Below are 24,024 nucleotides of genomic sequence, written 5' to 3'. Positions count from 1 at the left end.
CGAGCCGCGTGTTACCGCCGGTCAGGGGGGTCTCCGAGGTCAGGGGCGGTTGTGATGTACGTCACACGATTTAGTTGAATACTGGTGTGACATTTTCAAGCTGCACGACGCAGTGAGAAGTGAGCCGACTGGTCATCGGCTGCGCGACAAGTCCGAGGTTCCCCCCGTACCTTCGGGCTCGCGCAATGGCGCGGGCGGGACACGTTCCCCCGGTCCCGCCCGCGCCCCATCGGGGATCATGCCGAGCGGCTCCCGCGTGGAGGCCCTCCCTGCGGCGCCCCGCCCCTCCTCCGGCCCGGTCCGTCACTTGTAGACGACGACCCTGTCGCCCTTCTTCACCTCAGCGAAGAGTGCCGCGATCTTCTTCTTGTCCCGCACGTTGACGCAGCCGTGCGAGGCGCCCTGGTAGCCGCGCGCCGCGAAGTCCGCGGAGTAGTGGATCGCCTGGCCGCCGCTGAAGAAGAGCGCGTACGGCATGGGGGTGTCGTAGATCGTCGAGACGTGGTCCTTGCTCTTGAAGGTGACGCCGAACTTCCCCTCCCGCGTAGGGGTGTACGCCGAGCCGAAGCGCACGTCCATCGCCGAACGCAGCTTGCCGTCCACGTACCAGGCCAGGGTGCGGCTCTTCTTGCTGACGCACAGGGCGCGCCCGGTGAGGCAGCGCGGGTCCGGGTCGTCGAGCGGGCGGGTGGTGGGCGGGTACATCTCGTCGCGGACGGGCGGCGAGGTGCGGGCCCTCAGTGTGTTCCAGGTGCGGGACGTGGCGTTGCCCGTGACGCTCATGCCCTGCTGCCGCTGGAAGCCCTTCACCGACGCGCTGGTCACCGGCCCGTAGTAGCCGGTGGGGTTGCGGTCGAAGAGACCCAGCTTCCGCAGGCGCGCCTGTAGTTCACGGACCCTGGCGCCCTGCGATCCGGTGCTCATCAGCACCGGGTCGGTGACGGCGGCGCGCTTCGGCGGCTGCGTCTCGCCGGCGCGGGACGCGTCCTTCTCCGGGGGCTTGGCGTCCGGTGCGGGCCGCTCCGTCTTGACCGGCGGTTCCGGCGGTACCGAGGTCTTCGTGACGCGGATGGGCGCGCCGTCCGTCGCCTGCGCCTTGCAGCCCGCCGTCGTGCCGACGACGAGGCCCGTCCCCGCGAGGACGGCCGCCGTGACCGCCAGGCCGCCGCGCTTCCTGAGCTGTACCCCCGCCATCCGAACCCCCGGAACTCTCAAGGACATTCCGGACCTCTACGGACCGAAACACTCGACACCGACCGTCCGTTGCATTCCCAGCGCGGCACGTGAACGAACCTCGCGCGGCGTGGCTGGGGGTGGCGGAGGCGTGCGGGGGCGGCCGGTCACCCGTCCGCCTTGCCCGCGGCAGGCAACACCTCGCTGCGTTCCGGCAGTTCGCGCTGCCCGCGGACCGGCCCCGCCGCGAGGACGAGCCAGCACGGTGCGAGCAGCGCCGTCATGATCCACATGGTGGGCCGCAGGCCGAGCACGTCGCCGAGAACGCCGCCCAGGAGCGAACCCACGGGAATGACGCCGTGGTTGAGGAAGAGCGAGGTCGCGGTGATGCGGCCGAGCAGCGGGGGCGGGCAGTAGCGCTGGCGGAAAGTGCCGACCACCACGCTGCCCGCGACGATTCCCGCGGAGACGGCGAACCAGCCCGCGCCGAAGAACAGCAGCCCCGCTCCCGGCCGGGTCAGGGGGACGAGCAGCGCGAAGGGCCCGGTGAGCATCTGCGTGACCAGCAACCCCCGGGCGGTGCCCAGCCGCCGGCAGACGGGCACGGCGAGCAACGCGCCCAGCACCCCTCCGAACGCGCTGGCCATGACGAGGAGGCCGACCGTGGTCGGGCCCACGCCCACGGTCCTCACCAGGAAGACCACCTGCACGGCCTGAGCGCCCATGACGGCCAGGTTGACCAGCGCCGCGTACGTCACCAGCGTCCGCAGGTACGCATCGGCGAAGACGAAGCGGAGTCCGGCACCGATCTGCCGGCGGAGCGTCGTGCGCGTGCCGTTCTCCTGGCCGGGAGCCGGCCTCTCGCGGACGCGCATCACGGCGAGGCACGCCGTCGAGACGAGGAAGGTCACCGCGTCGAGGAGCAGGCCGAGCACCGCGCCGAACGCCTGCGCGACCGGCCCGGCGACTCCCCGGCCGACGACCTGCGTCCCCGCCTCGCTGCCCTGCAGCTTCGCGTTCCCCTCGACCAGGTCGGGGCCGTCGAGCACCTCCGGCAGGAACGCCTGGTAGGCGGTCTTGAAGAGGACGGTCGCCGCGCCGGACCCCAGAGCGGCGACGAGGAGGTGGGCGTAGGTGAGGGCGTCCAGCCAGGCGGCGACGGGGATGCTCGCGTAGAGGACCGCCCTGACGACGTTGCAGACCATCATGAGGGGCCGCTTGCGCAGCCTGTCGACCCAGGCGCCCGCGGGCAGCGCGATCAGCAGCCAGGGCAGCCAGAGCGCGGCGCTCAGCACTCCGACCGCCGTGGCGTCGACGCGGAGGACGACCACCGCGACCAGCGGCAGGGCGACGAGCGTCATGCCGGTGCCGAGGCCGCTGGCCGTCTCGCCCAGCCACAGAAGTCTGAACTCCCGCTGCCTCAGCACCCCCAGCCGGCCCCGCTCCGTCCGGGCGGCACCGGCGACGGCCGACCCGTCCGTCTTCTCCATGGCGCCATCCTTCGGCAGCGCGTACGCCGCCGGTGAGACGAGGACCGGCCATGTGCGCGGGTCCGCCGGACCCGGCGGTGCCGTGAAACGGACGCCGCCGGGGCGGGAGTTCACCGCATCAGGATCTCCGGCTCCCCTCCAGCAGGTGCAACACCGCGTCGAGGCCGCGTTCCCCGCCAGGGGACGCCCCGGCGGGGAAGACGTACGCGCGGAGACCGGCTGCCGCGGCGCCGCCGTCCTTGGCGGGATGGTCGCCGACCATCAGCGTCTCCTCGGGCGGTACGCCCAGCGTCGCGCAGGCGGTACGGAAGAGGCGCGGGTCCGGCTTCTCCGTGTCGTGCTCGTAGGAGTGCACCCAGGCCGAGAAGTAGTGCGCGAGGCCGTGGTGGGCGAAGGTGCCGCGCAGGTCCCAGCCGACGTCGCTGACCACGCCCATGGCCGTCCCCTCCTCGGCGAGGCGCGTCAGGACTGCCTCCGTGTCGGCGTACGGGCGCCAGTGCTCGGGAGCCTGAAGCTGCTCGTAGAGCGCGTCCGCGTACGGGGCGAGGGCGGTCGCGGAGGCGTACCAGGTGGTGAAGGCGTGCCGGTGGGCCGCCGAGGAGACGTCCCGTCCGCGCTGGGCCTCGACCACGGCGGGGTCCGAGAGGCCCTTCTCCAGTTCGGTGAGGACGGTGTCCAGTTCCCGCTCGCCGAGGGGCCGCGGCAGCGCGGCACGGATGCGGTCCGCATAGCCGCCTATCTGGAAGAGCGTCCCCGAGAAGTCGAAGAGCACGGCCCGCAGGGGCGGGGGCGGCGGTGACGTGCGGGCGCGGAGGGGCCCTTCGGGCCCGCATACGACGTGTGTGGTCATGCGTTGCTTCCTATCGCACCGCGCCGTTGCCCTGCGCGGCTGGAGAGCGCAGGATGAGAGAGCGTATTACCGGCGAGTAAGGGGTTCTCCCCGGCGGAGGGCCCCGGACAGGGAGTGCTGTGAGCACGGACGCTCTTCCGAAGGCGGAACCGCGGGAGTCGCGCGGTCTCGCCGGGCAGGCGGCCGCCCTGGCCGCCGGTGAGGTGACCGCGCGGGAGCTGACCGAGCGCGCTCTGGCCCGGATCGCCGCGACCCAGCCGACGCTCAACGCCTTCCGGCGCGTGCGGGAGGAGGCGGCTCTGGCGGAGGCGGACAGCGCCGACAGGCAGCTTGCGCGCGGCGGGCGGCTGCCGCTGCTGGGCGTGCCGGTGGCCGTGAAGGACGACGTGGACGTCGCCGGTGAGCCCACCGCCTTCGGCTGCCCCGGGGACTTCCCGCCGAAGGACGCGGACAGCGAGTGCGTGCGGCGGCTGCGTGCCGCCGGAGCCGTCGTCGTCGGCAAGACGAACTCGCCCGAGCTGGGTCAGTGGCCCTTCACGGAGGGCCCCGCCTTCGGCGACACCCGCAACCCGTGGAGCCGGGACCACACGCCGGGCGGCTCGTCCGGAGGCTCGGCGGCCGCGGTCGCCGCGGGGCTCGTCGCGGCGGCGCTGGGCTCGGACGGAGCCGGGTCCATCCGCATTCCCGCCGCGTGGACGCATCTCGTCGGCATCAAACCGCAGCGCGGCCGGATCTCGACGTGGCCCGAACCCGAGGCGTTCAAGGGGATCACCGTCTTCGGCCCGCTGGCCCGCACCGTCGAGGACGCGGCGCTGCTGCTGGACGTCGCGTCGGGCAGCGCCGAGGGCGATCTCCACCGTCCGGCTCCGGTCCAGGTGCTGCCCGAGGCCGGCAGGGACCCGGGGCGGCTGCGTGTCGCGCTCTCCGTCCGCCCGCCCTGGACGGCGACCCGGAAGTCGCTCGACCCCGAGGTACGGGCGGCGGTCACCGGGATGGCGGAGCGGCTGGCGGAACTCGGGCACGAGGTCGAGGAGGCCGAGCCGGCGTACGGGCCGGTCGGGCTGGCCTTCGTGCCGCGGGCCACGGCCGGTATCCGCGAATGGAGTCTCCGGGCGCCCGACTTCTCCCTGCTCGACGCCCGGACGCGGGGCGCGGCGCGCTCCGGGAAGCTGCTGGGCGGGGCGGCGCTGCGCGCGGCCCGTGCGGCGGAGGCTCCGCTGCAGCGCAGGGTCGGGAAGATCTTCCGCCGCTTCGACGTCGTCCTCGCCCCGACGACCGCGACGCCACCCCCTCGCATCGGCGACCTCGCCCACCTCTCGGGCTGGCAGACGGACCGCACGATGATCGCGCACTGCCCGTACGCGTGGCCGTGGAACGTGCTGGGCTGGCCGGGCGTCAACGTCCCGGCCGGATTCACCGGAACGGGCCTTCCCGTCGGCGCGCAGCTTCTCGGCCCGGCGGGCAGCGAGCCTCTCCTCGTCCGGCTCGCCGCGCAACTGGAGGCGGACCGGCGGTGGTTCGAGCACCGGCCGCCCGAGGACGCAGCCGGTCCAGCCGGCCTGTAGACGCTCAGCCGGCCGGCACGCCACCGGTCCGTCAGCCGTCCGGGGACGCCGAAATCCGGTTGCCGCCGGCGGCTGCCTTCTGCTGGGCTCACGGAGCCGGCACGTGCGTGCGGCGGGAGAGCGAGGAGCGAAGATGCGGCGAGCGTTCATGTCCACCCAGAAGGAAGGAACTCCCGCTCTCGCAGAGGACATGACGCTCGGTGAAAACGCTCAACCTCGGAATCCTCGCCCATGTCGACGCCGGTAAGACGAGCCTGACGGAGCGCCTGCTCCACTCCGCGGGCGTCATCGACGAGGTCGGCAGCGTCGACCACGGCAGCACCCGGACGGACACCCTGGCGCTGGAGAGGCGGCGCGGCATCACGATCAAGTCCGCGGTCGTCTCGTTCGTGCTGGATGGCGACGTCACCGTCAACCTGATCGACACCCCTGGGCATCCGGACTTCATCGCGGAGGTCGAACGCGTCCTCGACGTGCTCGACGGCGCCGTGCTCGTCGTCTCGGCCGTCGAGGGCGTGCAGCCGGAGACACGCATCCTGATGCGGACGCTGCAGCGGCTCCGCATCCCCGTCCTCGTCTTCGTCAACAAGATCGACCGTCGCGGCGCGCAGGACGGGCACGTCGTGCGGGCCGTCCGTGAACGGCTGACCCCGGCCGTACTGCCCATGGGAGCGGTCCGCGCGCCCGGCACCCGTGAGGCTTGCTTCGTCCCGTACGGCGAGCGTCTCTGGGACGGAGCAGGGGCGGAATCCGGCCGGGAGCCCGCGGAGCTCCTCGCCGAGAACGACGAGGAGCTGCTGGCCGCGTACGTGGAGGACGGGGCCGGGCTCCCCCGGGACCGGCTCCGGGAGCAGCTCGCGGCGCAGTCCCGGCAGGGCCTGGTCCATCCGCTCTTCTTCGGCTCCGCGATCACCGGCGCCGGCGTGGAGGCGCTGACCGCCGGCATCAGGGGGCTGCTGCCGTCCTCGCCCGGGGACGGTGAGGGCCCGGTCTCCGGCACGGTCTTCAAGGTCGAACGCGGCGCGGGCGGCCGGCAGTTCGCGTACGTGCGCATGTACGCGGGGACGGTACGGGTCCGCGACCGGCTCCCTTTCGGCGGGAGCGGCGGCCGCGGCGGGGACGGCTGCGGCGAGGACGCCGGGGGCAACGGGAGCGGTGGCGGCTCCGAGGGGAAGGTCACGGAGATCGAGGTCTTCGAACGGGGCGCCGCGGTGCGCCGCGCATCGGTCACCGCGGGGCAGATCGGCAGGCTCAGCGGGCTGGACGGGGTGCGCATCGGCGACGCCGTCGGGCCGGAGCGCGGAAACGCCGGCGGAGCCCGTCACTTCGCCCCGCCGACGCTGGAGACCGTCGTCAGCCCCTGCCGCCCGCAGGACAGGGGACGGCTGCACTCCGCGCTGACGGAACTGGCAGAGGCGGACCCTCTGATCGGCCTGCGCCAGGACGGACTCCGGGGTGAGGTCTCCGTGTCGCTCTACGGCGAGGTGCAGAAAGAGGTCGTGCAGGCGACCCTGGCGGACGAGTACGGAGTCGGCGTCGAGTTCCGCGAGTCCACGACGATCTGTGTCGAGCGTCCCGCGGGCACCGGCGCGGCCGTCGAGACGATGAAGAAGGAGCCCAACCCGTTCCTGGCGACCGTCGGGCTGCGCGTCGATCCGGCGCCGGAGGGCAGCGGCGTCACATACGGGCTGGAGGTCGAACTCGGCTCCATGCCCTACGCGTTCATGAGGGCCGTGGAGGAGACCGTGCGGGAGACGCTCCGGGAGGGGCTCCACGGCTGGCAGGTCACCGACTGCACCGTGACCATGACGCACTCCGGTTACGCGCCGCGGCAGAGCCACGCGCACGCCGTCTTCGACAAGAGCATGTCCAGTACCGGCGCGGACTTCCGCCAGCTGACGCCGCTGGTGCTGATAGAGGCGCTGAAGCGGGCCGGCACGACCGTCCACGAGCCGGTGCACCGCTTCCGGCTGGAGATCCCGGCGGAGACGTTCGGGACCGTGCTGCCGGTGCTGTCGCGGCTGCGCGCCGTACCGGGGGTCCCGGCCGCGGACGGGCCCGCGTACCTGCTGGAAGGGGAGATCCCGGCCGCGAACATCCACACCCTGGAGCAGCGGTTGCCCGCGCTGGCCGGCGGTGAGGGCGTCCTCGAGTGCGTCTTCTCGCACTACCGGCCGGTCGCCGGCGGGGCAGTCCCCTCACGGCCGCGCACCGACCACGACCCGCTGAACCGGAAGGAGTACCTGCTGCGGGTGGTGAGGCGGGTGGCCGGGGCCTGACGCGCGACGGGCGCGGAGGCCGTCGCGGTCAGGGCGCGAGGACGTCCAGTTCCGCCATGGCGTCCTCTGTGATCGTGCGCATCAGGCGCTCGGCGGTCGCCGCGTCCCCCTCGCGCACCGCCTCGGCGACCTGCACGTGCAACGTGACCGCCGCCTGGCGCGGGTCGCGGAACATCACCTCGTGCTCGGTGCGGCCGGTGAGGACGGCGGCGACGACGTCGCCGAGCCTCGCGAACATCTCGTTGCGGGAGGCGCGCAGTATCACGCGGTGGAACGCGATGTCGTGCACGAGGTAGCCGGGCAGCTGCTCGCCGCGCGAGGTACGCACCAGGCCCAGCGCGTGCTCGGTGAGTTCGGCGCACTCCTCGGGTGTGGCGAGCTCGGCGGCGAGGCGGGCCGCCACGGGCTCGACGGCCGAGCGGAGCATCGTCAGCGAGCGCAGTTGCCGCGGCCGGTCGGCTCCGGCGAGTCGCCAGGTGATCACCTGCGGGTCGTAGACGTTCCACGCCTCGGTGGGGAGCACGGTCACCCCGACGCGGCGCCGCGACTCGACCAGGTGCATCGACTCCAGGACGCGGACCGCCTCCCGTACGACGGTGCGGGAGACCTCGTACCGGTCGGCGAGTTCGTCGGTGCGGAGCACGGTGCCCGGCGGGAACTCGCCGGCGGTGATCGCGGGCCCCAGCGCGGCGAGCAGGTGCGCGTGCAGGCCCTGATCCCGGCTTCCCCGGCTCTCCGCCTGGCTCGTCATGGGTCTCCGTACGTCGTCGCCGCCCCGGGGACTCAGCGTACGTGGTGACCGTCACCCCAATTAAGTATGACTATTTAGCGGCTTGCTATTGAATACGTATGACGTAATGAGGTTGAGTGTCCCGCGCCCGGTCGACGAGGACGGACAGCGAGGTGTGCGATGGGTGCCGAGGTCAGTGCAGCGGCGGAAGCGACGGCGCGCGGCGCTTCGGCCGAGGGGCCGGGTTCCTCCGCGGTCGTGGTGGTCATGGGTGTGGCCGGCACGGGCAAGACCACCGTCGGCGCGCTCCTCGCCGAGGCGATGAACGTGCCCTACGCGGAGGCCGACGCCTTCCACCCCGCTTCGAACGTCGCCAAGATGACGGCCGGGACCCCGCTCGACGACGCCGACCGCGCGCCCTGGCTGGACGCCATCGGGTGCTGGGCCGCGGCGCGAACGGGCCTGGGCGGAGTGGTCAGCTGCTCCGCGCTGAAACGCGCGTACCGCGACAGGCTGCGCGCCGCCGCTCCGGACGTGTTCTTCCTCCACCTCACCGGGGACCGGTCGCTCATCGCGCGGCGCATGGAGCAGCGGCCCGGCCACTTCATGCCGCCGAGCCTGCTGGACTCCCAGTTCGCCACGCTCGAACCGCTGGAGGACGACGAGCGGGGAGCGGCCGTCTCCGTGCGGGTCGGCCCCGGCACGGTCACCGAGCGCGCCCTCGACGTCATCCGCGAGCGGGGCCCGGTGCCGGCAGGCCCCTAGGGCGCGTCGGCCCTGTCCTCCGACCCGCCGGCGGCCCGGCCCCGGGCCGCCCCCCGTCCCCTGCATGCCCCGCGCACCGGACTGCCCCCGTCCGTCCGGTGCGCGGACCGGAACCAGAAAGCGGAGCATCAGCCGTGTCCAACCTCAGCGCCGGGATACTCGCGGCCGGCCCGGAGCCTGTCGACCCGATCAGCTCGGCCGGTACCGTCCAGCTGGGGCTCGCCGCCCTGGCGGGCATCGCCGTCATCGTCGTCCTCATCACCCGCTTCAAGGTCCACGCGTTCCTGGCGCTGACCCTCGGCACCCTCGTGCTGGGCATGGCCGCGGCCGCCCCGCTGGACAAGACGATCGAGAGCTTCTCCACGGGCCTGGGCGACACCGTCGCCGGGGTGGGCGTCCTCATCGCGCTGGGCGCGGTCCTCGGGAAGCTCCTGGCCGACTCCGGAGGGGCCGACGAGATCGTCGACACGATCCTCGCCAGGACGAGCGAACGGGCCATGCCGTGGGCGATGGCGCTGATCGCCGGCATCATCGGCCTGCCGCTCTTCTTCGAGGTCGGCATCGTCCTGATGATCCCCGTGGTGCTGCTGGTCGCGAAGCGCGGCAACTACTCGCTGATGCGGATTCGGCATCCCCGCGCTCGCGGGGCTCTCCGTGATGCACGGCCTGGTGCCCCCGCACCCCGGTCCGCTCGCTGCGATCGACTCCGTCGACGCCAACCTCGGCGTGACCCTCGCCTTCGGCGTGCTCGTCGGCGTCCCGACCCTCGTGATCTCGGGGCCGCTGTTCGGGCGCATCGCCGGCAGGCACGTGCACGTGGAACCGCCGGAGGGCATTGTTCCGCAGCGTCCGTCGGAGGACCTGGAACGCCGTCCCCGCTTCGCCGTGACGGTCGCGACCGTGCTGCTGCCCGTCGTGCTGATGCTCGCCAAGGCGCTTGCCGACGTCGTGGTCGCGGACCCCGCCGACCCGGTGAGGCGCTTCATGGACGTGGCCGGATCGCCGATGATCGCGCTGCTCGCGGCAGTGGTCGTCGCGATGTTCACGCTGGGCAGGGCCGCGGGCTTCACGGCGGGACGCATCACGTCGACGGTGGAGAAGTCCCTGCTGCCGATCGCGGGCATCCTGCTGATCGTCGCGGCCGGCGGCGGCTTCAAGCAGACGCTCGTCGACGTCGGCATCGGCCAGATGATCCTGGACCTGTCCGAGGACTGGTCGATCCCGGCGCTGCTGCTGGGCTGGCTCATCGCGGTGGGCATCCGCCTCGCCACGGGGTCGGCGACCGTGGCGACGATCTCTGCCGCGGGCCTCGTCGCTCCGCTCGCCGCGGACATGAGCTCCGCGCAGTCCGCGCTGTTGGTGCTGGCGATCGGTGCCGGTTCCCTCTTCTTCAGCCACGTCAACGACGCGGGATTCTGGCTGGTGAAGGAGTACTTCGGGATGAGCGTCGGCCAGACCGTCAAGACCTGGTCGGTCATGGAGACGCTGATCTCCGTGGTCGCACTCGTCTTCCTGCTGCTGCTCTGGCCGGTGGTCTGAGGCCGGCGGACGTCCGGACCCGATCGTCCCGCTACGGCGACTCCGCCCGCTGCCACAGCATCTCCAGCCCCAGCACGATGGCGCACAGCACCGCCACCGACCCCGGGGCGGCCACGAGCGCCACATGGATCGGGCTGTTCTCGTCCGGCAGGAAGAGGTCCGCCCACCCCAGCGCCAGGGCCAGGGCCGTGGCGATCCCGCCGACCCGGGACGCCCATTCGAAGAGCCGCGCGTGCCAGGGCTTCGAGGCCGCCGGATCCCTGGAGCGCACGTCGATGCTGAAGAAGATCAGCAACACGGCGAGGAAGGAGATCAGGCTGACCATGTCGGCGGACGGCATCTGGCGCATATCGCGACATTACGACGCGTTGGGATGCGACCGCTCCCATGAGCCCGGCCGGTCCGTGAGTCCCGGCCGGCCCGGTTCCGCGGCACCGTCGTGCCCTCGCGGATCATCCGGACGCCGCGCGCTTCAGGGCCCGTACGCGCCGGGCGAGCCGTCGGACCGTGCGGTTGCGGGGCACGAACGCGAGCCGGCGCGGCACCCCGCCCGGCAGAGCGAGCGCGGTGAGGCGGCGGCGCTTGAAGTAGCGGCGCGTGCGGGGGCCGTAGTGGCGCGCGAGGTAGCGCTCGGCGTCGGCGCGCAGTCCGGGGTGGATCTCCGGCTGCATGCAGAAGCCCACCGCCCGTACGAGACCGGCCAGTTCGCGGTCGACACGGGCCGCGTCGGGCGCACGCCACGCACCGACGGACGCGGGGTCGTCGAGCCGGGGGAGCGCCGCGTCGACGAGCGTGACGGGCACGCGGTTGCTGTTCTGGTAGGGCGCGAGCCGCTCCAGCAGAAGGTCCGTCCCTGTGCTCGCGACGGGCAGCCCGTAGAGGGAGGCCGCCGTCAGCAGCGCCGTGGAGAAGCAGCCGGCGACCAGGGCCGGACGCGTCCGCTCGTACAGCACCTCCGCGAGCACCGGCGTGGTCAGCACGTGGAGTTCGACGCCCAGTTCGCCCGCCTCCTTCTCCAGCGCGCGCGACGTGCGCGCGGGGGCCACGGGGTGCGGTTTGAAGACCACGCTGCGGTGCCCGAGCCGGACGGCACCGCGCAACATGCCCACGTGCAGGTCCTCTTCCTCTTCGGGGGTGAGGATGCCGAGGGCCGACATGTACTGCCCCAGCAGCAGGGCGGAGCCGGAGGGCAGCGCCGCCACCGACGGCGGTGCGTCCAGGGCGAGTTCGGACAGTACGGAGGTGAAGGCACCGGCCGGCACCACCTGCCCCCCGACGCCGAACTCCGTCAGCAGCAGCGGCTCCAGGCCCGGCAGCAGGTCGAGATGGTGAAGCCGCCTCACGCGGGCGCCGACGAGGGGGTCGAGCTTGTTGCGGGTCGGGCCGTAGCTCATCAGCCCGTCGGCGTAGACCTCGATGGGCGCGTCGGGGAACAACCGGGCGACGGCCAGGGCGGGTTCGACCTGGATCGACTCCAGGACGAGTTCGACCCCGCCGTCGCCGAGCCCCCACAGCAGGCGCAGGTACCGCTCCCACATCGGGACGTCGTCCGCGCGCGGCGACCACCCCCCGGGATGGAACGGCCGGACGGTCTCGTTCCAGGACAGGACGCCGTCGAACCGCTTGCGCAGCCGCTCGAAGCCCGGCATGGCGTCGAGCGGCGGTGAAGTCTCCGGATTGGCCGCGTTGTTGCTGACGAGCAGCAGCCTGCGGGGCGGCTCGCCGCCGGGGCGGCGGGAGGTGGAGAAGCGGCCGGCGTCCAGGGCGGCGGCCAGCGTCGCGGCCCCGTACAGGGTCGAGGCGAAGAAGATCTGCGTGCGCATCGGGTCCGTCGTTCGTCCGGTCGTCGTCGGGGAGGGCATGGCGGCTTCCGGGGCTTCCTTCCGGGCCGTTCCGGCGGCTGTCCCGGGGTCCGGGGCAGCCGCTTCCCGGGGCAGCCGCTCCGCGCTCACGCGGCCTCACCTGTGCGGGCGCGCATGGCGGCGGGACGGCGGCGCAGCCGGCGCAGCCGGGAGGCCCGCTCGGCGTCCATGGAGTCCAGGGCGCCGGCGAGGACGTCAGGGGGCAGCCGCCGCAGGGCGCCGGCGCTGAGCGCGCGCAGCCTGCGGGCCACGCGGGGCTCGAACCTGCCGCTGGTCAGATGGTGGGAGATGATCGCGCAGTACGTGCGGACGGCCTTCGGGAGCAGCCGCTCCGCGTCGGGGTCGCGCGCGGTCTCCTCGACGACCTGGTCGAAGGCGCGGATGAAGTCGAGCTGGCGTACGTCCCCGATCTGCGTCAGCGAAGAGGCGACCCCGCGGCGGTAGAAGACACCGAGCAGGCCGACGACCGCGAACGACTCCGCCTCCCTGTGCAGACGCCAGATCCACGGCCGGTCCTCCGCGGTGCGCAGTCCGTCCGTGAAGTGCAGCAGGCCACGGTCCAGCAGCCGGCGGTGGTAGACGCCGGCCCAGGCGTACGCGTAGTCGACCGAAGTGGTGCGGCCTGCGGGGAGGATCGCCTCGCGGGGGTCCATGACCGTGCCGCGGCGGCCGTGCGGCACTCGGGACACGGTGCGGGCGCGGGCGGTGCACCGGACGTGGTCGGTGCGCAGGAAGTCGCAGCCCAGCCGCTCGGCGGCGGCGACCAGCTCGGCGTAGTAGCCCGGTGCGACCCAGTCGTCGCCGTCGAGGAAGGTCAGATACTCGCCACGAGCCGCGTCGAGCCCCGTGTTGCGGGCGGTAGCGAGTCCGCCGTTGCGCTCGTGCCGGACGAGGACGGCCCCGCGGAGGTCCTTTTCGGCGCCCGCGAGAATCTCAGGCGTACTGTCCGTCGAACAGTCGTCGACGAGAATGAATTCGACGTCCTCGCGCGCGTTCGCGCAGAGACTGCGAAGGGTTTCCGGGGCGTATGACTGCACGTTGTAGAACGGCACGATCACGGAGAGCTTGACCACCCGGCCGACATTAGAGGCGGCCGCCTCCCGCGTTGTGGCCTGCGGTGTACGCGCTGGTGAACGGCGTATGGCGAGGTGGTGAACGGGCCCGGCGGGCCGACGGGTTGGCCGTACGGCGGTGCGCTGTTAACCGGCTGTTGTATTCGCGTTGGGCCGTACTCAGGAATTGCTTTCTAGCGTTCGAGACGTGCCATCAACCAATCGTTCCGCCCCTCCGTCCGATTCCCCGGATTCCGCGGCTTCCCCGGCTTCCCCGGATTCCGCGGCTTCTGCGGAATCCCCTCTTCCCGCGAGCGTCTCCGGCTCCGCGCCCGTACTGCGGACAGCGGTTCTCGCCGATTCCGACACCCGCTGGAAATGGGGCGCGCTCACGGCCCGCCGCCTCACGCCCGGCGCCCGTATCGACGGCCTGCTGCTGCGCGGACGGGCCACGCCGACGCCGCGCCAGCTCGACGAGGTCGGCGTCGGAGTCGACTCGCTGTGCGAGACGACCGGTGTGCGCTTCGTGCGGGAGGCGGCCGGCCGGGACGCGTACGACGTGATCGTCCTGGCATGCGTCGGCGGCGCCGTGCAGGCGATGCTGCACGGGATGGCCCGCGCGGCGCGGCCGGAAGGCGGCGCGGACGGCGAGCAGGCGGGACGTCCCGTACGCCGCCCGGTGATCGTCACCGGCTACGTGGGCGTCGTCTACGAGAAGCTCGCCGACGGGCTGCTGCTGCGGCACGGCGCCGACGTCGTCCTCGCCAACTCCCGCTACGACGCCGGGCGTTTCCGCTCCGTCTACGCCGGGGCAGGCGCCGACGGCTCGTCCGTCACGGAGGTCGCCCTGCCGTTCCTGGGCGGCGCGCCGTACGAGGGCCCGCTGCGCCGCGCGGGCCGCGAGCCGGGTGAGGAACGGCCGTTCACCGTCGTCTTCGCCGCGCAGCCCTCCGTGCCGGCGAGCCGAACGGACCGCGCGTACCTGCTGAGGCGGGCCGCCGAGCACGCCCGCGCACACCCCCGGCGCGAGGTTCTCGTCAAGCTGCGCAGCCGCCCGGGCGAGCACACCACGCACGTCGAGGAGCAGCCCTACCAGCGGCTCGCTGGGCGCCTTCCCGGCGGGCTCCCCGCCAACTGCCGCCTCGTGTACGGGCACATGGGGGAGGTGCTCGACCGTACGGACCTGCTGGTGACGGTCAGCTCCACGGCCGCCCTCGAAGCGCTGCACCGGGGCGTGCCGACCGCCGTGCTGACCGATCTGGGCGTGCGGGAGGCGCTGGGAAACCACCACTTCCTCGGGTCGGGCTGCCTCGCCTCGTGGGACCAGCTCGACGCCGGCTTCCTGCCGGAGGCCTCCCCGGAGTGGACCGCGAACCAGGGCGTGCTGCCGGGCGGTCCGTACGAGCACGCCTTCGACGCCGCGCGCGAACGCGTCGCCGAACTCGCCGCGCGCGACCGCCTCCCGGGGATCGCCCCGTACTACACGCAGGCGACCGCCCCCGGCTACCTGCCAGGGATCCTCGCCCGCTACGGCTTCGACCCCGGCGGCGCCCCTCTTCCCGGGGCGGAGGCCGCGGGCGGCGAGAGCGCGAGCGGCTTGCGCGCGGCGGTACGCGGCGCCGTCCGGGAGGCGGCGCGCGGGGCCTACCGGCACGGGGTCCAGCGCGTGGCCCCCGTCATCCGCCGCATGGGGGAGCTGTGAGCACCCGCCCGCACCGCGCCGGCAGCGCGGCCTCCGTCGCCTTCCCCCGCACGCCGACGACTCCCGGCGCTCAGAGCCGCACCCCGGACCGCCGCCCGGCCCGGGACCGCACCGCCCGGAACGGCCCGGCCCGCAATCGCCCAGCCCCGAACCGCACCGCCGAGGAGCCGACATGACCGAGTCGTTCGATCAGGGGACGCCCGCGGCGGGCGGAGGCGGCGCGGGAGCTGCTCCCCGCGTGGTGGCGGTCATCCCGGCCCGCGGAGGGTCCAAGGGAGTCCCGGCCAAGAACCTCGCCACGGTGGGCGGCGCGCCGCTCGTGACGCGGGCGGTGCGCGAGTGCCTGGCGGCACGGCTCGTGACGGACGCCGTCGTCTCCACCGACGACTCCGGCATCGCCGCCGCGGCCCGTGCGGCGGGAGCCCAGGTCGTCGATCGTCCGGCGGAGATGGCCGGCGACACCGCGTCCAGCGAGGCGGCCGTGCTCCACGCCGTCGACGTCTGGGAGGCCCGCTCGGGACGTACCGCCGAGGTGGTCCTGCTCGTGCAGTGCACCAGCCCCTTCGTCACGCGTGAGGACGTGGACGGGGTGGCGGGGGCGGTCGCCGGGGGAGGCGCCGACAGCGCACTGACCGTCGCCCCGTTCCACGGCTTCGTGTGGCGCGAGGCCGAGGACGGCACGGACGGCGAGGACGCCGCGGGCACTGTCGCCGGCGCGGATGCCGTCCCCGTCGCGGACACCGACGCGGACCATGCCGGGCGGTCCTCCGCTCCCGCTCCCGCGGGTGGAGTGGGCGTCAACCACGACAAGGCCTTCCGCCCGCGCCGCCAGGACCGCCCGCAGGACCTGCTGGAGACGGGCGCCGCCTACGCCATGGACGCCGCCGGTTTCCGCAGGTGCGGGCACCGCTTCTTCGGGCGTACGGAGCTCGTACGAACCGACCCCGCACGGGTCCTTGAGATCGACGACCCGCACGACCTGGCCCGCGCCCGGGCCCTGGCGCCGCTCCTCGACGCGGCGCGCCCGCACGCGCTGCCGTCCCGCGACGACGTGGACGCGGTCGTACTCGACTTCGACGGCACCCAGACCGACGACAGGGTGCTGATCGACTCCGAGGGACGGGAGCTGGTCGCCGTGCACCGCGGCGACGGCCTCGGCATCGCCGCGCTCCGGCGCGACGGAGTGGAGCTGCTGATCCTCTCCACGGAGACGAACCCGGTCGTGGCCGCACGGGCCAGGAAGCTCGGCGTCCCCGTGCTGCACGGCATCGACCGGAAGGACCTCGCCCTCAAGCAGTGGTGCGAGGAGAAGGGCATCGCCCCCGAGCGCGTGCTCTACGCCGGCAACGACGCCAACGACCTGCCCTGCTTCGGCCTCGTCGGCTGGCCCGTCGCGGTCGCGGACGCACACGCCGCCGTACGCGAGGCGGCGCGCGCAGTCACCACCGCGCCCGGGGGAGCGGGCGCAGTCCGCGAGGTCGCCGCCTGGCTGCTCGGGCCTTCCCTCTGACCCGTGCCGTCGCGGCGCGAGCCGCGCACGGCCCGCCCACCGGAACCCGCAAACCGACCCCCAAACGATCCGAAGAGAACCCGAAACAGAAACCCGAAACAGAAAGAGAACGGACCAGATGAGCACCGACCGTCTGCGCACCCTCGGCACGAAGACCGTGGGCCCCGGCCACCCCGTGTACGTCACCGGCGAGATCGGCATCAACCACAACGGCGAGCTGGAGAACGCCTTCGCTCTGATCGACGCGGCGGCCGAAGCCGGCTGCGACGCCGTGAAGTTCCAGAAGCGCACCCCCGAGGTCTGCACTCCGCGCGACCAGTGGGACGTCGAACGGGACACTCCCTGGGGAAGGATGACCTACATCGACTACCGGCACCGCGTCGAGTTCGACGAGGACGGCTACCGCGCGATTGCCGAGCACTGCGCCGAGCGCGGCGTCGACTGGTTCGCCTCGCCGTGGGACGTGGAGTCCGTCGCGTTCCTCGAGAAGTTCGGCGTCCCCTGTTACAAGGTGGCCTCCGCCTCGCTCACGGACGACGAGCTGCTGCGGGCCGTACGCGCCACCGGCCGCACGGTGGTCCTCTCCACCGGCATGTCGACGCCGAAGCAGATCCGCCACGCCGTGGAGGTGCTGGGCAGCGAGAACATCGTCCTCTGCCACGCCACTTCGACTTACCCGGCGAAGGCGGCCGAGCTCAACCTGCGGATGATCCACACGCTGCAGAACGAGTTCCCCAACGTCCCGGTCGGCTACAGCGGCCACGAGACCGGGCTGCAGACCAGTCTCGCCGCCGTGGCGCTGGGCGCCTGCTTCGTCGAGCGGCACATCACTCTCGACCGCGCCATGTGGGGCTCCGACCAGGCCGCGTCCGTCGAACCGGGCGGCCTCCAGCGGCTGGTCCGCGACATCCGCACGATCGAGGAGTCGCTGGGCGACGGCGTGAAGAAGGTGTACGAGAGCGAGCTGAAGCCGATGCAGAAGCTGCGCCGCGTCAAGGGCGTCGTCGCCGAGGCGGAGACCGGGACCGGGGCCGAATCCGGGTCCGTCCGCCGCGAGCCGGTCTCCGTCTGACCGGGGGAGTACGGAGCCGTGCCGTGAGCCCACCCGACGGGCAGGTGCCCGAGTCCGTGCACCGGGACGTGCACCCGGACGTGCCCCTGGACGCGAGTCCGGACGAGCCCGCGCCGGTGCACGGCGAACCGTCGGCGGAGCAGGCCGAGGGGAGCCCCTCGGAAGGGGCGACGGATACAGCCGAGAAGGCGGCGGAGCAGGCCGGGGGGAAGGCGGTGGCGGCGAAGCCGGGTGCCGCGTCCCGCCGCCCCCGGGGCCTGCCCCGGAAAAGGCACGGCGGGACGCTCGCCTTCGTGGAGAGCCCCGTCCAGATGCTCAACGTCCTGGAGTGGGCGCATCGGGACGCCGGTTCCCCGCCGCCCGCCGCCGTGACGCCGTTCCCCGCAGCGGACGAGGCGGGGGACGGGCGCCTGCTGACCGTCGTCGTCCTCTCGCCCCGCGATCCGATGACCCGCGGCCAGCTCCGCCGCGTCGCGGAGCTGGCCCGGGACGAGGGGATCGCCGTGCGCTGGGAGGAGGCCCGCGGCGGCCCGGCGGCGCCGCTGAAGACCGTCGGCTCGCTGGCGGGGGAGCTGCGCCGCGCGCGCCGTGTCGTCATAGGCGACCCCTTCTCCCGCTACGTGCAGCTCATGCTCACGCTGACGGCCGCCCGCAGCGTCGTCGTCGTCGACGACGGCACGGCGACGATGGAGTTCGTCTCCCAGCTCGCCCAGGGGGAGCGCCTCGTGCGCTGGCACCGCAAGGGAGCGGGGGGAGCGCAGGACGTGCTCTTCGCGCCTTTCGCGCGGCGCGCCCGCTCCCGTCTCACGCCCCGCCCGCCGGCCGGCGGGAGCGGGGAAAGCGCCCAGGAGGCGCGGCGCAGCGTCGAGATCTTCAGCTCCATGCCGGTCGACGCCTCGGCCGGCCGGCTCCGTGGGACGGGCGTGACCGTGAGGGCCAACGACTTCGCCTGGACCCGGTCCCGTTTCGGTCCGCCCCGGCTCACCCGCGGCACCGACCTCGTCGGGACGTCCCTCGTGGAGACCGGCGTCGTGGATCTGGAGCGGTACCTCGAAGGCGTCGCAGAGCTGGCGCGCGCGCACGGGGCCGCCCGCTACTTCGCCCACCGGCGCGAGAGCGGCGAGAAGCTCGCCCGGGTCGCCGCCGTGACGGGTCTGGAGATCGTCCGGCCGGACCTTCCCCTGGAGCTGGTGGCACGCAGGGGCCCCGTCGGCCGTACGATCCTGAGCTTTCCGTCGACCGTGGTGCACACGCTGCCGCTCGCTCTCGCGGGCACGCCGGTCACGGTGGCGGTGTGCGACGTGGACCGGACGTGGCTGACAGCGGGCGCTTCTCCTCGCGCGGAGGGGTTCCTCTCGGGTGTGACGGGCAGCGCCCGGAACGTACGCCGGCTGGGACCTGCCGCCTCCACCGCGTCCCGCCCCGCCGACACCCCTTCTGCCCCGTCCGCCGCCCCCGCTGCCTCGTCCTCCGCCGCCGGCGGGCACGGGGAGAGCGACCCGGGGAGCGGGGCCCGCACGCCTCCGCGTCCCGCCATCGCTCCGGGGGCGGGCCCAGCCGGGAGAGCGAGCGCACAGTTATACCCACCGGCAAACTGACATAATCTCCGCCTCCCGAGATTTCTGGTCGCCTGAGGGGCTGAACTTTGCGGGATCCGCTGTCTGCGGTGGCCTGAATGCGCCTACCCTGCGCATATGAACAGAGTCCTGTCCCCCGAGCCGGAGGTGGACCCGACCGGCGAAGCAGCAGTCGAGGCCGCCCTGCTGGGTGTGGTACCTGAGCTGCCCGGCAGACTGCCCGAAGAGCTTCGCGAAGAGCTCGTCGCGTTCAGACGCGACCTGCACATGCACCCGGAACTCGGCAACCAGGAGTTCCGTACGACAGCCGCGATCAAGTCACGTTTGGAGAAGGCTGGACTTCAACCCCGCATCCTGCCCATGGGCACCGGCCTCGTCTGCGACGTCCACCCCGGACTCGCGGAGCGGTGGGACGGCGTACGCCCCATGCTGGCCCTTCGCGCGGACATCGACGCGCTGCCCATCCCGGACACCAAGTCGGTGCCCTACCGCTCGACCGTCCCCGACCGCGCCCACGCCTGCGGACACGACGTGCACACCACGGCCGTGCTCGGGGCAGGGCTCGTGCTCGCGGACCTGGCCCGCGGCGGACATCTCACGCGCTCCGTGAGGCTCCTCTTCCAGCCTGCCGAGGAGGTGCTGCCCGGAGGCGCCACCGATGCCATCGACGGCGGCGCCCTCGACGGCGTCGGCCGCATCCTGGCCGTCCACTGCGACCCCCGCGTCGACGCGGGCCGAATCGGACTGCGACCCGGTCCGATCACCTCGGCCTGCGACCGCGTCGAGGTCACCCTCAACGGAGCCGGCGGCCACACCGCCCGCCCGCACCTGACCACGGACCTGGTCACAGCCGCGGCGAAGCTCGTCACCGAGGTGCCCGCGCTGCTGTCCCGCCGGGTGGACGCCCGTGCCGGGCTGGCCCTCACCTGGGGACGCATCGAGTCGGGCCACGCCTGCAACGTCATCCCGCAGCGGGCGGAACTCTCCGGCACCCTGCGCTGCCTGGAGCTGGACACCTGGCGTGAGGCTCCGGACCTGGTGCACGCCGCCATCGACGAGACGGCCACGCTGCACCGGGCGAAGTCCGAGATCACCTACGTCCGCGGCGTCCCGCCCGTCGTCAACGAGCAGAGCTCCACCGAGCTGCTGCGCACGGCGATGACGGCCCGCCGCGGCACCCCCGCCGTCGAGGACACCGAACAGAGCCTGGGCGGCGAGGACTTCAGCTGGTACCTGGAGCACGTTCCCGGTGCGATGGCGCGGCTCGGCGTGCGTACGCCCGGCGAGCGTCACGCGCGCGACCTGCACCAGGGTGACTTCGACGCGGACGAGCACGCGATCAAGGTCGGCGTCGAGCTCTTCACGGCGGCGGCCCTGCTCGACACCCCGGAGCCGCACCGCACCGGCCGCTGACCGGCCGCACCCCCGCCCGCTCCGGCGCCCGGTCCCCCAGCCGGGCGCCCAGACCTCGCCGGGCGCGGTGCGCCACTGACCGGCCGCACCGCCGAACCTCCCGCGGACCCATGTGCCGCGGACCGCGCGTGCCGTGTGCCGCGCGAGACGCTTCCGGCCGTCCGCCCCGCCATATGTGCCGAAGCCCGCCGGCAGACGCTCCGCGACTGTCACACGGGGCGCGTGCGCGTACACGCTGAGCAGCGAGGAGCCCGCCTGGAGGCGGGTGTGAAGCGGCCCTTGGCACCGATCCGATAACAGCATTCCGGCAAGTCTTTACGTGAAATCTACGCGCGTTAATGTGTGCCGGAAACCAGCGCCGGAAGAGGCGCTTCCAAGAGCCGAAGGGGACGTCCTCTTGCGTCGGGTAACCAAGCTTGCTGCCGCGGTCACCACCACCGCGGCCCTCGCCCTGACCGCCACCGCGTGCGGTGAGAGTTCAACTGATTCCGCCGGCAAGAAGGACAAGGGTGTCGGCCTGGCCTTCGACGTCGGCGGCCGTGACGACCACTCCTTCAACGAGGCGGCGGCTCGCGGCGTGGACAAGGCCGAGAAGGAACTCGGGGTCAAGTCCAAGGAGATGACCGCCGGGAACGACGAGACGGAGGCGGACCGCGAGCAGCGGCTGACCTCGCTGGCCGAGGCGGGTTACAACCCCGTCATCGGCGTCGGGTTCGACTACGGCAAGTCGATCAACAAGGTCGCCGAGAAGTTCCCGAAGACCACCTTCGGCGTCGTGGACTCCCCGTCGAAGCAGAAGAACGTCGCCGGCCTGGTGTTCGCCGAGCACGAGGCGTCCTACCTGGCGGGCGTCGCCGCCGCGAAGAAGACGAAGACGAAGAAGGTCGGCTTCATAGGCGGCGTCAACAACGCCCTCATTCAGAAGTTCGAGGCCGGCTTCGCGCAGGGCGTGAAGGACACCGACCCCAAGGTCAAGGTCACCTCGCAGTACCTGTACCCGACCAACACCAAGGGCTTCAACGACCCCGCCGCGGCCAAGGCCAAGGCCAAGGGCATGCTCGACGCGGACAACGACGTGATCTACTCCGCCGCCGGCCAGTCGGGCGTGGGCTCCATCGAGGTCATCAGCAAGAAGAAGGGCACCTGGGCGATCGGCGTCGACTCCGACCAGTACCAGCAGCCCGGCCTCGCCAAGTACAAGGACGCGATCCTCACTTCGGCCGTGAAGAACGTCGACGTCGCGGTCTACGACCTCGTCAAGAGCGTCAAGGACGGCAAGCCGATGGACGGCACCACCTCCTTCGACCTGAAGGAGGACGGCGTCTCGCTCGCCACGTCCGGCGGCTTCATCGACGACATCCAGAAGGACATCGACAAGGCCAAGAAGGAGATCGTCGACGGCAAGATCAAGGTCGCGGATTCCCCGAAGAAGTGACCGGGGCCGCCGGCGGTCCCCGTCCGAGGGCGGGGACCGGCCGTCGGCTGCGGCCCCCGTCCGCGGGAGGGCCGGCCGGGAGTTCGTGATCGGGCGCGTTCACAGGCGGCAGCCTGCGGATGCGCCCGATGACGTCCCACGGCCCCGCCGCGGCGCCGGGCCCGGGCACGAGGAACCGACTCCGAGGCCGGCCCGGCGTGTCCGGGGCCCGCCGAACCCCCCACCGAGCAGCGGCGTTTCAGGAGAGTGCGTCATTTCAACGTCCAGCAGCAGCCCACCGGCGGCCGGCGCGGCGGCGGACCCGGCGAAGGGCACGGATTCCGCGCCCGCGGTCGAACTGCGCCGCATCACCAAGCGGTTCCCGGGCGTCGTGGCGAACCACGACATCGACATCACCGTCCGGCGCGGCACCGTGCACGCCCTCGTCGGTGAGAACGGCGCCGGCAAGTCGACCCTGATGAAGATCCTCTACGGCATGCAGAAGCCGGACGAGGGCACCATCGCCGTCGGCGGCGAGCAGGTCTCCTTCTCCACTCCCGGTGACGCCATCGCCCGCGGAATCGGCATGGTGCACCAGCACTTCATGCTCGCGGACAACCTGACGGTGCTGGAGAACACCGTGCTGGGGGCCGAGGGGCTGTACGGGATCAGCGGCCGCGCCCGCGACCGGATCATGGAGCTCTCGGACGCCTACCGGCTGGGGATACGCCCGGACGTCCTCGTCGAGGAGCTCGGAGTCGCCGACCGGCAGCGCGTGGAGATCCTCAAGGTCCTCTACCGGGGCGCGCGGACCCTCATCCTCGACGAGCCGACGGCCGTCCTGGTGCCGCAGGAGGTGGACGCGCTCTTCGAGAACCTGCGGGAGCTGAAGGCCGAAGGCCTGACGGTGCTGTTCATCTCGCACAAGCTGGGCGAGGTCCTCTCCGTCGCCGACGACATCACCGTCATCCGGCGCGGCACGACCGTCGCGTCGGTGAAGCCCGCGGAGACCTCGCCGAAGCAGCTCGCCGAGCTCATGGTCGGCAGTGAACTGCCGTCGCCGGAGACCCGCGAGTCGACCGTGACGTCGACGCCCGTGCTGCGCGTGAAGGATCTGCGTCTCACCGCGACCGACACCGACGGGGCGGAACGCGCCGTGCTGGACGGCATCGCGTTCACGATCCACAAGGGCGAGGTCCTGGGCGTCGCCGGCGTCGAGGGCAACGGCCAGGCCGAACTCGTCGAGGCCGTCATGGGGATGCGCGAGCTGGAGAGCGGTTCGGTCACGCTCGACGCCGAGGACATCACGGCGCTCTCCACCCGGGCCCGCCGCGAGGGCGGCATCGGCTACATCCCCGAGGACCGGCACCGGCACGGGCTGCTCCTGGAGGGCACCCTCTGGGAGAACCGCATCCTGGGGCACGTCACCGAACACCCCAACAGCAAGGGCCAGTTGCTCGACCTGCGCGGCGCCCGCAACGACACGCAGCGCATCGTCCACGAGTACGACGTGCGCACGCCCGGCATCGAGGTCACGGCCGCGTCGCTCTCCGGCGGCAACCAGCAGAAGCTGATCTTCGGCCGGGAGATGAGCCACCACCCGAAGCTGCTGATCGCCGCGCACCCCACCCGCGGTGTCGACGTCGGCGCCCAGGCGCAGATCTGGGACCAGATCCGCGCCGCAAGGCGTGAGGGCCTGGCCGTCCTGCTGATCTCAGCGGACCTGGACGAGCTGATCGGCCTGTCCGACACGCTGCGCGTGATGTACCGCGGACGGCTCGTCGCCGACGCGGACCCGGCGACCGTCACCCCGGAGGAGCTGGGCTCCGCCATGACCGGCGCGGCCAGCGGCCACCTCGACCACGGCGGGGACGGCGCGGGCGCGGCACAGGACGCCCCCCGGCCGGCCGCCGAGGCCGCCGTTCCCCGGCAGGACGCCATACCCGACGGGCTCCGGAAGGCGTCCGCGGACGCCTCCGAGGGCTCCGACGCACCGGAAGGAGGCGACGCGCGGTGAAGAAGTTCGACAAG

17 protein-coding genes and 1 pseudogene are annotated in these 24,024 nt (G+C 72.8%); 11 read left to right on the top strand and 7 right to left on the bottom strand.

Annotated elements, in window-relative coordinates:
* Positions 1-303: 303 nt before the first annotated feature.
* From IEY56_RS17890 to IEY56_RS17880, 3 genes are all read right to left on the bottom strand, one after another.
* On the bottom strand, positions 304-1,194 hold the full coding sequence (locus tag IEY56_RS17890; protein ID WP_189038210.1) for a L,D-transpeptidase family protein: 891 nt from the start codon (positions 1,192-1,194) through the stop codon (positions 304-306).
* A 146-nt stretch (positions 1,195-1,340) separates the two neighbouring features.
* Positions 1,341-2,663: an MFS transporter gene (locus tag IEY56_RS17885; RefSeq protein ID WP_189038209.1), complete on the bottom strand. Its 1,323-nt coding sequence runs from the start codon at positions 2,661-2,663 to the stop codon at positions 1,341-1,343.
* 118 nt (positions 2,664-2,781) lie between these two features.
* The gene (locus IEY56_RS17880; RefSeq protein WP_189038208.1) at positions 2,782-3,513 is read right to left on the bottom strand and encodes an HAD family hydrolase; all 732 of its coding nucleotides are present in this window, start codon (positions 3,511-3,513) and stop codon (positions 2,782-2,784) included.
* 119 nt (positions 3,514-3,632) lie between these two features.
* Here IEY56_RS17880 and IEY56_RS17875 point away from each other — a divergent pair, with 119 nt between their 5' ends.
* Positions 3,633-5,078, top strand: coding sequence for an amidase (locus tag IEY56_RS17875; RefSeq protein ID WP_189038207.1), 1,446 nt, complete (start codon positions 3,633-3,635; stop codon positions 5,076-5,078).
* Positions 5,079-5,278: 200 nt separating this feature from the next.
* Positions 5,279-7,357, top strand: a complete 2,079-nt coding sequence (locus IEY56_RS17870; protein ID WP_189038206.1) for an elongation factor G — start codon at positions 5,279-5,281, stop codon at positions 7,355-7,357.
* Between the two features lie 28 nt (positions 7,358-7,385).
* Here the strand turns inward: IEY56_RS17870 and IEY56_RS17865 are convergent, their stop codons facing one another.
* Positions 7,386-8,108 (bottom strand): FadR/GntR family transcriptional regulator, encoded by a 723-nt coding sequence (locus IEY56_RS17865; RefSeq protein ID WP_189038205.1) that lies wholly within the window; start codon positions 8,106-8,108, stop codon positions 7,386-7,388.
* A 246-nt stretch (positions 8,109-8,354) separates the two neighbouring features.
* Here IEY56_RS17865 and IEY56_RS17860 point away from each other — a divergent pair, with 246 nt between their 5' ends.
* Positions 8,355-8,852, top strand: a complete 498-nt coding sequence (locus IEY56_RS17860) for a gluconokinase (RefSeq protein ID WP_229711995.1) — start codon at positions 8,355-8,357, stop codon at positions 8,850-8,852.
* A 134-nt stretch (positions 8,853-8,986) separates the two neighbouring features.
* A pseudogene (locus IEY56_RS17855) lies at positions 8,987-10,391 on the top strand (GntP family permease).
* Positions 10,392-10,422: 31 nt separating this feature from the next.
* On the opposite strand, the gene IEY56_RS17850 reads toward IEY56_RS17855, so the two are convergent.
* From IEY56_RS17850 to IEY56_RS17840, 3 genes are all read right to left on the bottom strand, one after another.
* Positions 10,423-10,740 carry a hypothetical protein gene (locus IEY56_RS17850; RefSeq protein ID WP_189038203.1) on the bottom strand — a complete coding sequence of 106 codons (318 nt, stop codon included), beginning with the start codon at positions 10,738-10,740 and terminating at the stop codon, positions 10,423-10,425.
* A gap of 103 nt (positions 10,741-10,843) precedes the next feature.
* Complete coding sequence (locus tag IEY56_RS17845) at positions 10,844-12,214, bottom strand: polysialyltransferase family glycosyltransferase (protein ID WP_189038296.1); 1,371 nt, start codon at positions 12,212-12,214, stop codon at positions 10,844-10,846.
* Positions 12,215-12,339: 125 nt separating this feature from the next.
* Positions 12,340-13,326: a glycosyltransferase family 2 protein gene (locus tag IEY56_RS17840; protein WP_189038202.1), complete on the bottom strand. Its 987-nt coding sequence runs from the start codon at positions 13,324-13,326 to the stop codon at positions 12,340-12,342.
* 316 nt (positions 13,327-13,642) lie between these two features.
* Here IEY56_RS17840 and IEY56_RS17835 point away from each other — a divergent pair, with 316 nt between their 5' ends.
* The 7 genes from IEY56_RS17835 (at position 13,643) to IEY56_RS17805 (ending at position 24,010) form a co-directional block, all read left to right on the top strand.
* Entirely contained in the window at positions 13,643-15,007 is a 1,365-nt protein-coding gene (locus IEY56_RS17835) for a DUF6716 putative glycosyltransferase (RefSeq protein ID WP_189038295.1), read from the top strand.
* Positions 15,008-15,179: 172 nt separating this feature from the next.
* On the top strand, positions 15,180-16,517 hold the full coding sequence (locus IEY56_RS17830; RefSeq protein ID WP_189038201.1) for an acylneuraminate cytidylyltransferase: 1,338 nt from the start codon (positions 15,180-15,182) through the stop codon (positions 16,515-16,517).
* Positions 16,518-16,635: 118 nt separating this feature from the next.
* Positions 16,636-17,589, top strand: a complete 954-nt coding sequence (locus IEY56_RS17825) for an N-acetylneuraminate synthase family protein (RefSeq protein WP_189038200.1) — start codon at positions 16,636-16,638, stop codon at positions 17,587-17,589.
* Positions 17,590-17,900: 311 nt separating this feature from the next.
* Positions 17,901-19,187: a hypothetical protein gene (locus tag IEY56_RS17820; RefSeq protein ID WP_373292118.1), complete on the top strand. Its 1,287-nt coding sequence runs from the start codon at positions 17,901-17,903 to the stop codon at positions 19,185-19,187.
* A 96-nt stretch (positions 19,188-19,283) separates the two neighbouring features.
* Entirely contained in the window at positions 19,284-20,579 is a 1,296-nt protein-coding gene (locus IEY56_RS17815) for an amidohydrolase (RefSeq protein ID WP_189038199.1), read from the top strand.
* Between the two features lie 397 nt (positions 20,580-20,976).
* On the top strand, positions 20,977-22,014 hold the full coding sequence (locus IEY56_RS17810) for a BMP family lipoprotein (protein ID WP_189038198.1): 1,038 nt from the start codon (positions 20,977-20,979) through the stop codon (positions 22,012-22,014).
* Between the two features lie 253 nt (positions 22,015-22,267).
* Positions 22,268-24,010, top strand: coding sequence for an ABC transporter ATP-binding protein (locus IEY56_RS17805; RefSeq protein ID WP_189038293.1), 1,743 nt, complete (start codon positions 22,268-22,270; stop codon positions 24,008-24,010).
* Positions 24,011-24,024 lie beyond the last annotated feature (14 nt).

It is taken from the genome of Streptomyces daqingensis (assembly GCF_014645895.1).
Classification (GTDB): Bacteria; Actinomycetota; Actinomycetes; order Streptomycetales; family Streptomycetaceae; genus Streptomyces; species Streptomyces daqingensis.
The sequence above is the reverse complement of the archived record's forward strand: the minus strand, read 5'-3'. Positions and strand labels throughout refer to the sequence as shown.

What these genes read in the sequence shown, in the direction of transcription:
- IEY56_RS17890 (WP_189038210.1), bottom strand. Translation starts at nt 1,194, where the DNA reads ATGGCGGGGGTACAGCTCAGGAAGCGCGGCGGCCTGGCGGTCACGGCG.
- IEY56_RS17885 (WP_189038209.1), bottom strand. Translation starts at nt 2,663, where the DNA reads ATGGAGAAGACGGACGGGTCGGCCGTCGCCGGTGCCGCCCGGACGGAG.
- IEY56_RS17880 (WP_189038208.1), bottom strand. Translation starts at nt 3,513, where the DNA reads ATGACCACACACGTCGTATGCGGGCCCGAAGGGCCCCTCCGCGCCCGC.
- IEY56_RS17865 (WP_189038205.1), bottom strand. Translation starts at nt 8,108, where the DNA reads ATGACGAGCCAGGCGGAGAGCCGGGGAAGCCGGGATCAGGGCCTGCAC.
- IEY56_RS17860 (WP_229711995.1), top strand. Translation starts at nt 8,355, where the DNA reads ATGGGTGTGGCCGGCACGGGCAAGACCACCGTCGGCGCGCTCCTCGCC.
- IEY56_RS17850 (WP_189038203.1), bottom strand. Translation starts at nt 10,740, where the DNA reads ATGCGCCAGATGCCGTCCGCCGACATGGTCAGCCTGATCTCCTTCCTC.
- IEY56_RS17845 (WP_189038296.1), bottom strand. Translation starts at nt 12,214, where the DNA reads ATGCGCACGCAGATCTTCTTCGCCTCGACCCTGTACGGGGCCGCGACG.
- IEY56_RS17830 (WP_189038201.1), top strand. Translation starts at nt 15,180, where the DNA reads ATGACCGAGTCGTTCGATCAGGGGACGCCCGCGGCGGGCGGAGGCGGC.
- IEY56_RS17825 (WP_189038200.1), top strand. Translation starts at nt 16,636, where the DNA reads ATGAGCACCGACCGTCTGCGCACCCTCGGCACGAAGACCGTGGGCCCC.
- IEY56_RS17820 (WP_373292118.1), top strand. Translation starts at nt 17,901, where the DNA reads ATGCTCAACGTCCTGGAGTGGGCGCATCGGGACGCCGGTTCCCCGCCG.
- IEY56_RS17815 (WP_189038199.1), top strand. Translation starts at nt 19,284, where the DNA reads ATGAACAGAGTCCTGTCCCCCGAGCCGGAGGTGGACCCGACCGGCGAA.